Below are 11,397 nucleotides of genomic sequence, written 5' to 3'. Positions count from 1 at the left end.
CGTGGCCGGCCCGTCCGCGGGCTGCCGCCGCAGGTCGTCTCGGGCGGCGTCGAGGAGGCCGAGGCCGCCTGGCGCGGGGCGGTGCTCGCCGCCCGGCCGGGCCCCCCGCCCGGGCGGCGCGGGCGGAACTCATCGCGGCGCGAGCCGCACGAGCGGGTACTGCCGGTCGGCCTTGGCCTGGTACCTCGCGATGCGCGGCTGCGCCGTCGCGACGCGCTGCCACGCGCGCTCGCGGCCGGCGCCGTCGAGCACCCGGGCCGTCACGGGGACGGGTGCGCGGCCGGGCAGCTCGACCGCGACGTCGTCGGGGTGCGCCGTGAGGTTGGCGTGCCAGTCCGGGTTGCGGCTGCCGCCCCCGGACGCGACCACGAGGACGGCGTCGCCGTCGTCCGGGAGCCACATGAGCGGCGTCTCGCGCGGCACGCCGCTGCGGCGGCCGACCGTGTGCAGCACGAGGACGTCCATCCCCAGGAACGTGGCCTTGCCGCCGCGGACCTTGCGCACGAGCCGCTCGTTCGAGCGGCGTTGCATCCAGCGCGAGAACCGTCCTGGTGTGCCCGGGACCCGTGCCGTGCCGTCCGTCGTCCGTCGTCCGGTGCTCATCGTCGTGCTCCTCCTGCGTCGGTCCGAAAGTGCCTGCGCGGCCGCGCCCGTCGCGACCCGCCCGTCCGCGCCGTCGTGCCTCGCCCGGGTGGCCGGGGACGACGGCGTCCCTCACCGCTCGTCGAGCACCTCGCCGTCGAGCGCCTCGTGCTCGGTCGTGAGGCCGAGGGTGGCGCCCACGAGCGGGACGTCCCGCGCCGCCTGCGCCGCGACCTGCATCGCGTCGGCCGACTCCCAGCGCCAGATGTCGAGGTACGACCCGTCCTCGAGCCGGACGAGCGTCGCCGCGGAGAACGCGGGGTGCGCCGCGCGCAGCCCCTGGATCAGCGTGCTGCGCTGCTCGAGCATCTGGGCCAGCCGGCCCGTCTCCACCGTGTACCGGTGCGTCCTGACGACGGCCATGGTCGTCTCCTCCCGATCCTGCCCGGCGCCTCTCGCCGGGCACTTCCAGGCTCGTGCCGGGCAGCCGCGTGAACAACGGCCGATCCCGTAACGGTGGTTGCGCCCGGGGTTAACGACCGCGACGATCGTCGGGTGGAGCTGCGCGACATCGAGATCTTCCTGACGCTCGCCGAGGAGCTGCACTTCGGGCGCACCGCGGAGCGCCTGCACGTCTCCGCGCCGCGCGTGAGCCAGGCGATCGCGAAGCAGGAGCGCCGGATCGGCGCTCCCCTGTTCGAGCGCACGAGCCGCCGCGTGACCCTCACGCCGCTCGGCGAGCAGCTGCGCGCGGACCTCGAGGCCGGGTACCGCCGGATCCTCGACGGCGTCGAGTCCGCGACGAACGCCGCACGCGGCGCGCGCGAGACCCTGACGTTCGGCGTGATGGGGCCGATGTGGCAGGAGATCGCGCCCGTCACCGCGCTGTTCCGCCGGCGCAACCCCGACGTCGACCTGCGCATGCGCGAGGTCCGGCTCGACGAGCCGTTCCGCCTCCTGCGCGACGGCGAGGTCGACGTCGCGCTCCTGTGGCTGCCCGTCGAGGAGAAGGACCTCGCCGTCGGGCCGGTGACGTTCGCGGAGCCGATCGTGCTCGCCGTGGGCCGCACGCACCCGCTCGCGACGCGGTCGTCCGTGCCCGTCGCCGAGCTCGCGGAGCACACCGTGCTCCCGTCGGGCCTGCCCGTGCCCGACTACTGGGAGGACGCCGTGAGCCCCGTGCCGCGCAGCGACGCCGACCGCGGCGGCGCGACGCCGACGCGCGAGGAGGTGCTGTGGCGCGTCATGTCCGGCGACGGCGTCGCGTTCGCGTGCGCGCAGGGCATCCGGTACCTCGAGCGCTCCGACGTCGCGTACGTGCCGATCGACGAGGCACCGGTCCTGCGCTGGGGCCTCGTGCGCCGCACCGGGCCGATCCCGCCGCTCGTCGCGGAGTTCTCGCAGATCGCCGCGGAGCTCGGGCCGCTCACGCTCGCGCTCGACCTCGAGCCGGCCGGGTCGACCGGCCGGCCCTGAGCCGCGCGCGTCAGGCGCGCTGCTGGATGCGGATCTCGTTGCCCGCGGGGTCGCGGAACGCGCAGTCCCGCACGCCGTACGGCTGGTCGACCGGCTCCTGCACCACCTCGGCGCCCGCGGCCTCGATCCGGGCGAACGTCTCGTCGACGTCCGGCGTCGCGAGGTTGACGCCGAAGTAGGCACCCTTGGCGACGATCTCCAGGAGCGCGCGCTTGTCGTCGTCGGTCAGACCCGGCGTCGCGGCCGGCGGGTGGAGCACGATCGACGTGTCCGGCTGGTCGGCCGGGCCGACGGTGATCCACCGCATCCCCTCGTAGCCGACGTCGTTGCGGATCTCGAAGCCGAGCACGTCGCGGTAGAACGCGAGCGACGCGTCGGGGTCCGTCTGGGGCAGGAAGCTGGAGTTGATGGTGAGTTCCATGCCCTCGACGCTAGGACCGGCGCGAGGCCCGCGCTTCTCGATTCCTGACCGGTCGCGTCACGCGGCGCGCGACGCACGCCGGCATGCCGTCCAGCCGCTCGGCGGGGGCCTCCGCGCGGGTGGTGGCCGCCGTCCCGGGCGCGACCCGCGCGCCGCCCGGCACGACGCCGTCGTCCGCGGCCTCGGCCGCCCGCCGCCGGTACACGCTCGGGGGCGTCCCCACGAGCTCGGTGAAGCGCGTGCTGAACGTCCCGAGCGACGAGAACCCCACCGCGAAGCACACGTCCGTGACGCTCAGGTCGCCGCGCCGCAGGAGCGCCTTCGCGCGCTCGATCCGCCGCGTCATGAGGTACGCGTAGACCGTCTCGCCGTACGCGGCGCGGAACTCGCGGCTCAGGTGGCCGGCGGACACGTGCACGCCGGCCGCGAGCGCCGCCACGTCGAGCGGCTGCGCGTACTCGCGGTCGATCCGGTCCCGGACGCGCCGCAGCCGCGCGAGGTCGCGCAGGCGCTGGTCGTCGGGGAGGGTGGCCACGCCTCGATCGTGCCACGGCCCTACCGTGGTCCTCATGCCGAGCGACGTCCCCGCCGCGCGCCAGGCCGTGCGGGTCCTGGCGTACCTCGCCGCGCAGGCCGGCCCCTCGCCCGCGGCGGCCGTCGCGCAGGGCCTCGGGCTCCCCCGCTCGACCGTCTACCACCTGCTGTCCGTGCTCGTGGACGAGGGGTTCGTGACCCACCTCCCGGAGGAGCACCGGTACGGGCTCGGGACGGCCTCGCTCGCCCTCGGGTCCGCGTACGCGCGGCAGGCGCCGCTCGCCCGGCTCGCGCGGCCCGTCGTCGCGCGCCTCGTCGAGACGACGGGCGAGAGCGCGCACCTCGCCGTCCTCAACGGTCGCGAGGTGCTCTACCTCGTCGAGCAGCGCGCGCCGCGCCGCCCCACGCTCGTGACCGACGTCGACGTCCGGCTCCCCGCGCACCTCACCGCGAGCGGGCGTGCGGTCCTCGCGGGTCTGCCCGCCGCGCAGGTCCGCGCGCTCTTCCCGAGCGCCGCCGCGTTCGCCGACCGCACGGGCGTCGGGCCGCAGTCGCTGAGCGCGCTGCGCGACGTCCTGCGCGGCGTGCGCCGGCGCGGCTGGGCCGAGGAGGACGGCGAGGTGACGCCGGGCCTCGCGTCGGTCGCGCAGGCCGCCGTCGACCACACCGGCCTGCCCGTCGCGGGCATCGCCCTCACCTTCTGGTCCGACGACGCCCCGCCGGCCCGGCGCGCCGAGCTCGCCGCCGCCGTCGGGCACGCCGCCGCAGAGGTGAGCCGCCGGCTCGGCGTACGTCGGCCGCAGTAGCGCCGCCGAGCATGCGGTCGTGGCTCGTCCGGTCGTCGCGACGCGCCACAACCGCATGGTCGGCTCGTGGGATGCGGGGATCGGGGGCGAGGAGGACAGTGGGCATTGCGACCCTCGACGAACCGGACTACTTTTTTCGGTGTGCCGAACTTTGCTTCCCGGATAGCCGGAACCTGCCTCCGGCGCGCGGCAGCCGCCGCGTGCGCGGGCGCGCTCGCGCTCGGGGCGTGCTCGGCCGGGACGGACGCCGGGACGCCCCCGCCCGACGACGGACGGCCCGTCGTGCTCACGACGTTCACCGTGCTCGCGGACATGGCCGAGAACGTGGCGGGCGAGCACCTGCGCGTCGAGTCGATCACCAAGGTCGGCGCCGAGATCCACGGCTACGAGCCCACGCCCGGCGACGTCCGCCGGGCGACCGAGGCCGACCTGGTCCTCGACAACGGCATGGGACTGGAGGCGTGGTTCGCGCGCTTCGTCGCGGACCTCGACGTGCCGCACGTCGTCGTGAGCGAGGGCGTGGACCCGATCCCCCTCGGCGACGACACCGCCGAGGAGTACCGCGGCAAGGACAACCCGCACGCGTGGATGTCGCCCGTCCAGGCCCAGCACTACGTCCGGAACATGGCGGACGCGTTCGCGGAGCTCGACCCGGCGCACGCCGACGACTACGCCGCCAACGCCGCCGCGTACTCCGCCGAGCTCGCCGCGGTGCACGACGAGCTGACCGCCGCGCTCGACGCGCTGCCCGCGACCCATCGCGCGCTGGTGACGTGCGAGGGCGCGTTCCCCTACCTCGCGCGCGACGCGGGGCTGACCGAGCAGTACCTGTGGGCGGTGAACGCCGAGCAGCAGGCCACACCGCGCTCAGTCGTCGCCGCCATCGAGTTCGTCGAGGAGAACGACGTGCCGGCCGTGTTCTGCGAGTCCACCGTCTCCGACAAGGCGATGCGCCAGGTCGCGCTCGAGTCGGGCGCCGCGTTCGGCGGGACGCTCTACGTCGACTCGCTGTCCGCGCCCGACGGCCCCGTCCCGACGTACCTCGACCTCCTGCGCCACGACGCGGAGACGATCGTCGCGGCACTGACCGGCGCGGGCGGCGACGCGTGAGCGCGGGCGGACGGGCGGCGTCGGGCACGCCCGCGATCGACGTGCGCGACCTCACCGTGCACTACGGCGACGTGCTCGCGCTCGACGGCGCGACGCTCGCGCTCGGCTCGTCGCACGGGCCGGGCACGGTGTGCGGGCTCGTGGGCATGAACGGCTCGGGCAAGTCGACGCTGTTCAAGGCCGTCATGGGCATGGTGCGCCCCGACCGCGGCACCGTGCTGCTCGACGGCGCACCGCCCGCACGCGCCCGCCGCGCCCAGGCGGTGGGCTACGTGCCGCAGAGCGAGGACGTGGACTGGGCGTTCCCGCTCAGCGTGCGCGACGTCGTCATGACGGGGCGGTACGGCTACCAGGGCTTCACGCGGCGCACCCGGCCGGCCGACCGGGAGGCGGTCGAGCACGCGCTGGAGCGCGTGGATCTCGCCGACCTCGCCGACCGGCAGATCGGCGCGCTCTCGGGCGGGCAGCGCAAGCGCGCGTTCGTCGCGCGCGGGCTCGCGCAGGGGGCGACGCTCCTCCTGCTCGACGAGCCGTTCGCGGGCGTCGACAAGCGCACCGAGGCGACGATCACCGCGCTCCTGCGCGAGCTCGCGGCCGGCGGCGCGACCGTGCTCGTCTCGACGCACGACCTGCACGCGCTGCCCGAGCTCGCCGACGAGGCCGTGCTGCTCCAGCGGCGCGTCCTGCTGCACTCGACGCCCGCGGAGGTGCTGCGGCCCGAGAACCTCGCGCTCGCGTTCGGCGTGGAGGTGGCCCCGTGAGCGACCTCGCCGCCGCACTCCTCGAACCGCTGTCGTTCGAGTTCCTGCGCACCGCGCTCGCCGTCACGGTCACCGCCGGGATCGTGTGCGGCGTGCTGTCGTGCTGGCTCGTGCTCGTCGGGTGGTCGCTCATGGGCGACGCCGTCTCGCACGCCGTGCTGCCCGGCGTCGCGCTCGCGTACGTGGTGGGGGCGCCGTTCGCGCTCGGCGCGCTCGTGTTCGGGCTGCTCGCGGTGCTGCTCATCGGCGCGGTGCGCGACACGTCGCGCGTCAAGGAGGACGCCGCGATCGGCGTCGTGTTCACGACGCTGTTCGCGCTGGGCCTCGTGCTCATCTCCGTGACGCCGAGCCAGACGGACCTCAACCACATCCTGTTCGGCAACCTGCTCGGGGTGTCGCGCGCCGATCTCCTGCAGGTGCTCGTGCTCGGCGCCGTGACGCTCGCCGCCGTCGTGCTCAAGCGGCGCGACCTCACGCTCTACGCGTTCGACCCGACGCACGCCCACGCGATCGGCCTCTCACCGCGCCGGCTCGGGGCGCTGCTGCTCGGACTGCTCGCGCTCACGGTCGTCGTCGCGCTCCAGGCCGTGGGCGTCGTGCTCGTGGTCGCGCTGCTCATCACGCCCGGCGCGACGGCCTACCTGCTCACGGACCGCTTCTCCCGCATGCTGTGGATCTCGCCGCTCGTCGCGGCGGTGTGCGGGGTCGTGGGCATCTTCGTCAGCTACTACCTGGACACCGCGTCCGGCGGGACGGTCGTGGTCGCGCTCGGCGTGGTGTTCGCGCTCGCGTACCTGTTCAGCCCGCGGCACGGCCTCGTGGGCGCGCGGCTCGCAGCGGCCCGGCGGCGTCGGCGCGTCCGCGCCTGACCCGCGCGGCGCGGCCCGCCCGGCGTGCCGGACGCGTCGCCCCCGTGCGCTGTGTGCGAAATCTCCAGGAAATCGCCCCCGATTCCCTGGTGCTTCTCAGGTTCGACCGGGAGACTGGTCGGCATGTCAGCGAGGACGAGCGAACCCACGACGCCGCAGCGCACGCGTCCGTCCGCCCGGTTCGCCGCGGCGAGCCTGCTCGCGCTGGCCATGATGCTCCCGATGTGCTCCACGGCGACCGCCGCCGAGGTCCAGCAGCTCATCGCGGACGCGCAGGTCCAGACAGAGTCGATCGGCGACGACCTCGACCGCGTGCACGCCCAGCTCCCCGCCCTCCACCCCGTGCTCCGCAACGACGTCCTCGACGCCGTCGAGTCGGTCGAGGCCGCGACGGACGAGGCGCGCTCCGCGCTCGACCGCGCGACCGACGGCGACGAGGCCGCGGACGGCCGGGCCGCCGTCGCCCTCGCCGACGCCCAGGTCGCCCTCGACGCGGCGGCCGCGCAGCTGCGCCACGTGACCGCGCTCGCGCACGACGCGGGCGAGGGCGTCGCCGTGACGCTGGAGCGGCTCCAGGCGCACATCGACGCGCTGCGCGGCGAGACGAGCCGCGCGGGGGCCTGAGCCTTCCCCGCACCCGGGTGTGGCAGTTAGTCCGAATGATTCCGCTTGTCCGTTTTTCACGGACAACGGGGAGAACTCCCCCTGTTCAGACACATACGCCATGCCCCACAATGAGGGCCGCAGTCGCGCGGACCGACCCGTCCGCGCCGGACTCGACCACGTCGGCCCCATCAGAAAGCAGAAGAGACCCATGGCCCAGCAGTACCCCACCGCTCCCCAGGCCCCCGCCGGCTACGCCGCCCCGATCGAGGACCCGGGCAAGACCCTGGGCATCGTCGGCTTCGTCCTCGCGTTCGTCTTCGCGATCGCCGGCATCGTCGTCAGCGCGATCGCCCGCAAGAAGAGCAAGGAGGCGGGCTTCGACAACCAGCTCGCCAAGTGGGGCCTCATCCTCAGCATCGTCTTCACGGTGCTCGGCGCGATCGGCTTCATCCTCTACATCGTGGCGATCGCGGCGCTCGTCGCGAACGGCGAGGTCACCACGTACTGACCCCGCGCGCTCCCGGCGGCCGCCGTCCCGCACGGGGCGGCGGCCGTCGCCGTCCCCGGGCGGTTCCGCCTGCCCTGGCCGCCCGACGCCGTGCGGTCCGCACGCCGTCGGACGGGTCGCGGAAGATCCGCGGTCCCGGCACGGTTGAGACGGCGCACGACCGCGCCGCCGGTGGACCACCGGCCCGCCGACGGCCGCCCGACCGCAGGAGCAGACGATGAGCGACGACACCACTTCCCCGCACCCGACGCCGTCCGGCACGCCGCCGACCGGTGCCCCCGACCCCGCCGCGGTCGAGCTGGGCCTCGACACGTTCGGCGACGTGACCGCCGGACCCGACGGCACGCTCCTCAGCGGCGCGCGCACGATCCGCGACGTCGTCGAGGAGGCCGAGCTCGCCGACCAGGTCGGGGTCGACTTCTTCGGCGTCGGCGAGCACCACCGCGCCGACTTCGCCGTGAGCGCGCCCGAGGTCGTGCTCGCGGGCATCGCGACGCGGACCTCGCGCATCCGCCTCGGGTCCGCGGTGACCGTGCTCAGCTCCGACGACCCGGTGCGCGTCTTCGAGCGCTTCTCGACGCTCGACGCGCTGTCCGGCGGGCGCGCGGAGGTCATCCTCGGGCGCGGGTCGTTCATCGAGTCGTTCCCGCTGTTCGGCTACGACCTGGCGGACTACGAGGTGCTGTTCGAGGAAAAGCTCGACCTCTTCGTCCGCCTCCTCGACGAGGGTCCGGTCACGTGGTCGGGCACGACGCGCCCGGGCCTGACCGACCAGGAGGTGTGGCCCAAGACCGAGGGCGGGCGCCTGCGCACGTGGGTCGGCGTGGGCGGCTCGCCCGAGTCGGTCGTGCGCACCGCGCGGCACGGCCTCGGTCTCATGCTCGCGATCATCGGCGGCGAGCCCGAGCGGTTCCGCCCCTACGTGGACCTGTACCACCGCGCCGTCGAGGAGTTCGGCAACCCGGCGCTGCCCGTCGGCGTGCACTCCCCCGGCCACGTCGCCGAGACGGACGAGCAGGCGCAGGAGGAGGTCTACGAGCACTTCGCCGCGATGAACAACCGGATCGGCCGCGAGCGCGGCTGGCCGGCCTACCACCGCGGCCGGTTCGCCCACGACGTGCGCGACGGGTCGCTCTACGTGGGGTCGCCCGAGACGGTCGCGCGCAAGATCGCCCGGACCGTCCGCCTCCTGGGCGCGGGCCGGTTCGACCTCAAGTACTCGGCCGGGACGCTCCCGCACGCGGCGATGCTGCGCAGCATCGAGCTCTACGGCACGCAGGTCGTCCCGCGCGTGCGCGAGCTCCTCGCGGAGGGCTGACCCCCCCGCCCGCCCGGCCGAACACGGGGTTGCTGTTGTTATCCGGCCTATGACGGCACCAACCCCGTGCTCGACGGCGAGGAAGCCCGTGCTCGGCGGGTCGGGTCCGCTGGTCGGGTCCGCTGGTCGGGTCCGGGTCGGGTCCGCTGGCCGGGTCGTCAGCGCCCGGCCGCGCGGAGGGCCGCCGCCTCGAGGTCGGGCGGGACGCCGACGGCGGGGCGGTCCGTGCGCTGCGGCGTCGTCTCTCCCGCGGCGTCGAGCGCGCGGAGCCACGCCCACGTGTCCTCGACGGTCTCGCGGACGTCGCGCGTGCGGAGCCCGAGCGCGTGCGCACGTGCCGTGTCCGAGCCGTGCAGCGCGTCGTGCAGGTCGCCCGGCGGGAGCCACACCGGGAGCTGGCTCCACGGCTCGATCCCCGCGGCGAGCACGGCCTCGGGCTCGACCCACACGAGCTCGGCGGGCGGGTTCCCGGCGGCCGCCGCGTCGGCTGCCGTCGCGGCGACGCACGCGGCGAGCAGCTCGCCCATGGTCGTGTGCCCCGGCGCGCTGACGACGTCGATCGGCCCGGACGCGCCCGCGAGCGCCGCGTCGAGCGCGAACGCGGCGAGGTCGCGTGCGTCGACGTACTGCAGCGGGAGGTCGGCCGGCCCGGGCGCGAGCACGGGCCCGCCGCGCGCGATCCGGCGCAGCCACCACGGCAGCCGGCCGACGTTCTCGCGCGGGCCCAGGACCAGCCCGGCGCGCAGCAGGATCGCGCGGTCCCCGAGCGCGTCGGTCGCGGCGATCTCGGCACCGCGCTTGGCGCGCGCGTAGTCGTCGTGGGTGGTGTCGTCGGGGTCGCCGTCGACCAGGTCCGCGGACTCGTCGGCGCCGCGCGCGGTGGGCAGCGGGTACACCGAGCGCGACGACACGTAGACGTACCGGTCGTCGCCGGGGAGCCGGCCCGCGAGCACGCGCGCGGCGTCGCGCACCGCCGCAGGCGCCCACGACCACGTGTCGACGACGACGTCCCACTTCTGCGGGACGTCGTCGTCCTGCAGCGCGTCGAGGCCGTCCGGCCGGGTGCGGTCGCCCACGAGCTGCCGGACGCCGTCGGGCACGGGCGCGCGGCCCCGGTTGAGGACGGTGACGTCCCAGCCGCGCCCGAGCGCGTCGTCGACGACGGCGCGCCCCACGAAGTCGGAGCCGCCGAGGACCAGGAGCCGAGTCATGCGCCTACCTTGGCGCCTCGCGGGCCCGCTTGCAGCCCGTTACGCCGCGGGCAGAGGGGCGGCCGCTCGTCGCCGGGCGGTCAGTCGGGGTCGGTCGGGTCGAGGGGCGCCTCGGGGTCGAGGTTGACGACGCCGCGCCGCCAGTAGCCGCGGACGTCGAGCCGGTCCGGGCGCACCCCGGAGCGGCGCAGGTCGCGGCGCACCGCCGCGAGGTCGGTCGCCTCGCCCGCGCCGACCACGTGCTCGTCGGCGTCGAGGTGGCCGAGCGCGCGGACCGCCTCGGCGAGCTGGCCCGGCCCGTCGGTCCGGTAGAGGATCTCGACGCTCGCCCGCCCGAGCTCGGCCTCGACGAACGCCTCGTCGACGGCGTCGCCGATCTCGACGATCGCGGTCACGGGCACGTCCGGCCCGACGGCGTCGACCCACCGCGCGAGGGCCGGGAGCCCGGTCTCGTCCCCGACGAGCAGGAGCCGCCCGACGCCGTCCGGCACGCCACGTGTCGTCGACGGCCCGGCGAGCACGACCTCGTCGCCGGCCGCGGCGCGGGCCGCCCAGGCCGATGCCGGCCCGCCGGGCTCCCCGGGCGGGGCGCCGGGGACGTCGTCGCCGTGCAGGACCCAGTCCACGTCGACCTCCGCCACGCCGTCGACGACGCGCGTCGCGCGCACGGTCATCTCGCGCGAGATCGAGACGACGCCGGCCGGGCGCTGCAGCGCGCCGTCGGCCGTGAGCGTGGGCGCGTGCAGGACGCCCGTCGCCGGGTCGGGCAGGAAGACCTTCACGTGGTCGTCGGGGCCGGGCGCGGCGAGCGTCGCGAGGCCGTGCCCGCCGCTGGTGCCGTGGTCGCCCGGGCGGGGTGCGCCGTCGGCCGTGGGGTCCGCGTCGCGGAACGTGATGCGTCGCAGCGCGTCGGACGTGCGCCGGACGGCGTGGACGCGGACGCGGCGCGGGACGGGGGCGAGACGGGTGCGGGGTCGATCGGGCACGTGGAGATTGCACCACGACCCGCCCGCCCGCGCCGAGAACGGGGTTGGGGTGGTGGTACGGGGGGGGGCGGCCGCACCCCCCGGGGGGGGGGGGGGCGCGGGCGGGGGGGGGGGGGGGGCGCCGGGGGGCCCCGAGCCGCTGCGCGTCCCACCCGACGAACGGCGTGAGCGCGAGCGCCGTCGCGCGCCGGTGCAGCCCCGGCTGCTCG

Annotated in this window: 14 protein-coding genes and 1 pseudogene; 9 read left to right on the top strand and 6 right to left on the bottom strand. The window is 75.8% G+C overall.

From position 1 onward, the window contains the following. A pseudogene (locus GYH36_RS20490) lies at window positions 1-117 on the top strand (DNA-binding protein WhiA); the annotation flags it as partial. A 12-nt stretch (window positions 118-129) separates the two neighbouring features. Here the strand turns inward: GYH36_RS20490 and GYH36_RS17870 are convergent. Next, window positions 130-603, bottom strand: coding sequence for a nitroreductase family deazaflavin-dependent oxidoreductase (locus GYH36_RS17870; protein ID WP_024841348.1), 474 nt, complete (start codon window positions 601-603; stop codon window positions 130-132). Window positions 604-714: 111 nt separating this feature from the next. Next, window positions 715-1,005, bottom strand: a complete 291-nt coding sequence (locus tag GYH36_RS17865) for a hypothetical protein (protein ID WP_115941410.1) — start codon at window positions 1,003-1,005, stop codon at window positions 715-717. Between the two features lie 132 nt (window positions 1,006-1,137). Between GYH36_RS17865 and GYH36_RS17860 the strand changes: the two genes are divergently transcribed. Then, on the top strand, window positions 1,138-2,058 hold the full coding sequence (locus GYH36_RS17860) for a LysR family transcriptional regulator (protein WP_162290542.1): 921 nt from the start codon (window positions 1,138-1,140) through the stop codon (window positions 2,056-2,058). Window positions 2,059-2,068: 10 nt separating this feature from the next. On the opposite strand, the gene GYH36_RS17855 is transcribed toward GYH36_RS17860, so the two are convergent. Further along, window positions 2,069-2,479: a VOC family protein gene (locus GYH36_RS17855; RefSeq protein WP_024841351.1), complete on the bottom strand. Its 411-nt coding sequence runs from the start codon at window positions 2,477-2,479 to the stop codon at window positions 2,069-2,071. A 10-nt stretch (window positions 2,480-2,489) separates the two neighbouring features. Next, window positions 2,490-3,050 carry a helix-turn-helix transcriptional regulator gene (locus GYH36_RS17850; RefSeq protein WP_051471793.1) on the bottom strand — a complete coding sequence of 187 codons (561 nt, stop codon included), beginning with the start codon at window positions 3,048-3,050 and terminating at the stop codon, window positions 2,490-2,492. On the opposite strand from GYH36_RS17850, the gene GYH36_RS17845 reads away from it, so the two are divergent. From GYH36_RS17845 to GYH36_RS17815, 7 genes are all read left to right on the top strand, one after another. Then, window positions 3,049-3,819, top strand: a complete 771-nt coding sequence (locus GYH36_RS17845) for an IclR family transcriptional regulator (protein WP_034604818.1) — start codon at window positions 3,049-3,051, stop codon at window positions 3,817-3,819. The two genes, GYH36_RS17850 and GYH36_RS17845, sit on opposite strands and share 2 nt — an antisense overlap. A gap of 141 nt (window positions 3,820-3,960) precedes the next feature. Next, on the top strand, window positions 3,961-4,929 hold the full coding sequence (locus GYH36_RS17840) for a metal ABC transporter solute-binding protein, Zn/Mn family (RefSeq protein ID WP_024841354.1): 969 nt from the start codon (window positions 3,961-3,963) through the stop codon (window positions 4,927-4,929). Then, entirely contained in the window at window positions 4,926-5,690 is a 765-nt protein-coding gene (locus GYH36_RS17835; protein ID WP_115941413.1) for a metal ABC transporter ATP-binding protein, read from the top strand. Before GYH36_RS17840 ends, GYH36_RS17835 begins: the two co-directional genes overlap by 4 nt. Continuing rightward, a complete protein-coding gene (locus tag GYH36_RS17830; RefSeq protein ID WP_115941414.1) occupies window positions 5,687-6,559 on the top strand; it encodes a metal ABC transporter permease in 873 nt (290 codons plus the stop codon). Before GYH36_RS17835 ends, GYH36_RS17830 begins: the two co-directional genes overlap by 4 nt. Before the next feature lie 123 nt (window positions 6,560-6,682). Next, window positions 6,683-7,183 carry a hypothetical protein gene (locus GYH36_RS17825; protein WP_024841357.1) on the top strand — a complete coding sequence of 167 codons (501 nt, stop codon included), beginning with the start codon at window positions 6,683-6,685 and terminating at the stop codon, window positions 7,181-7,183. Between the two features lie 190 nt (window positions 7,184-7,373). After that, entirely contained in the window at window positions 7,374-7,673 is a 300-nt protein-coding gene (locus GYH36_RS17820) for a hypothetical protein (protein ID WP_024841358.1), read from the top strand. Between the two features lie 217 nt (window positions 7,674-7,890). Next, window positions 7,891-8,991, top strand: a complete 1,101-nt coding sequence (locus GYH36_RS17815) for an LLM class flavin-dependent oxidoreductase (protein WP_162290541.1) — start codon at window positions 7,891-7,893, stop codon at window positions 8,989-8,991. 158 nt (window positions 8,992-9,149) lie between these two features. On the opposite strand, the gene GYH36_RS17810 is transcribed toward GYH36_RS17815, so the two are convergent. Further along, complete coding sequence (locus tag GYH36_RS17810) at window positions 9,150-10,202, bottom strand: NAD-dependent epimerase/dehydratase family protein (RefSeq protein WP_162290540.1); 1,053 nt, start codon at window positions 10,200-10,202, stop codon at window positions 9,150-9,152. 80 nt (window positions 10,203-10,282) lie between these two features. Then, complete coding sequence (locus GYH36_RS17805) at window positions 10,283-11,188, bottom strand: siderophore-interacting protein (RefSeq protein ID WP_162290539.1); 906 nt, start codon at window positions 11,186-11,188, stop codon at window positions 10,283-10,285. Window positions 11,189-11,397 lie beyond the last annotated feature (209 nt).

Origin of the sequence: Cellulosimicrobium composti (genome assembly GCF_010287905.1) — a bacterium.
Lineage (GTDB): Bacteria > Actinomycetota > Actinomycetes > Actinomycetales > Cellulomonadaceae > Cellulosimicrobium > Cellulosimicrobium composti.
Note: the sequence above shows the minus strand (reverse complement) of the source record. Positions and strands in the feature narration are given on the sequence as shown.

Bases quoted from the DNA above. Each gene is read 5' to 3' on its own strand.
- GYH36_RS17870 (WP_024841348.1), bottom strand. From the start codon at position 603: ATGAGCACCGGACGACGGACGACGGACGGCACGGCACGGGTCCCGGGC.
- GYH36_RS17865 (WP_115941410.1), bottom strand. From the start codon at position 1,005: ATGGCCGTCGTCAGGACGCACCGGTACACGGTGGAGACGGGCCGGCTG.
- GYH36_RS17855 (WP_024841351.1), bottom strand. From the start codon at position 2,479: ATGGAACTCACCATCAACTCCAGCTTCCTGCCCCAGACGGACCCCGAC.
- GYH36_RS17845 (WP_034604818.1), top strand. From the start codon at position 3,049: ATGCCGAGCGACGTCCCCGCCGCGCGCCAGGCCGTGCGGGTCCTGGCG.
- GYH36_RS17850 (WP_051471793.1), bottom strand. From the start codon at position 3,050: ATGAGGACCACGGTAGGGCCGTGGCACGATCGAGGCGTGGCCACCCTC.
- GYH36_RS17825 (WP_024841357.1), top strand. From the start codon at position 6,683: ATGTCAGCGAGGACGAGCGAACCCACGACGCCGCAGCGCACGCGTCCG.
- GYH36_RS17820 (WP_024841358.1), top strand. From the start codon at position 7,374: ATGGCCCAGCAGTACCCCACCGCTCCCCAGGCCCCCGCCGGCTACGCC.
- GYH36_RS17815 (WP_162290541.1), top strand. From the start codon at position 7,891: ATGAGCGACGACACCACTTCCCCGCACCCGACGCCGTCCGGCACGCCG.
- GYH36_RS17810 (WP_162290540.1), bottom strand. From the start codon at position 10,202: ATGACTCGGCTCCTGGTCCTCGGCGGCTCCGACTTCGTGGGGCGCGCC.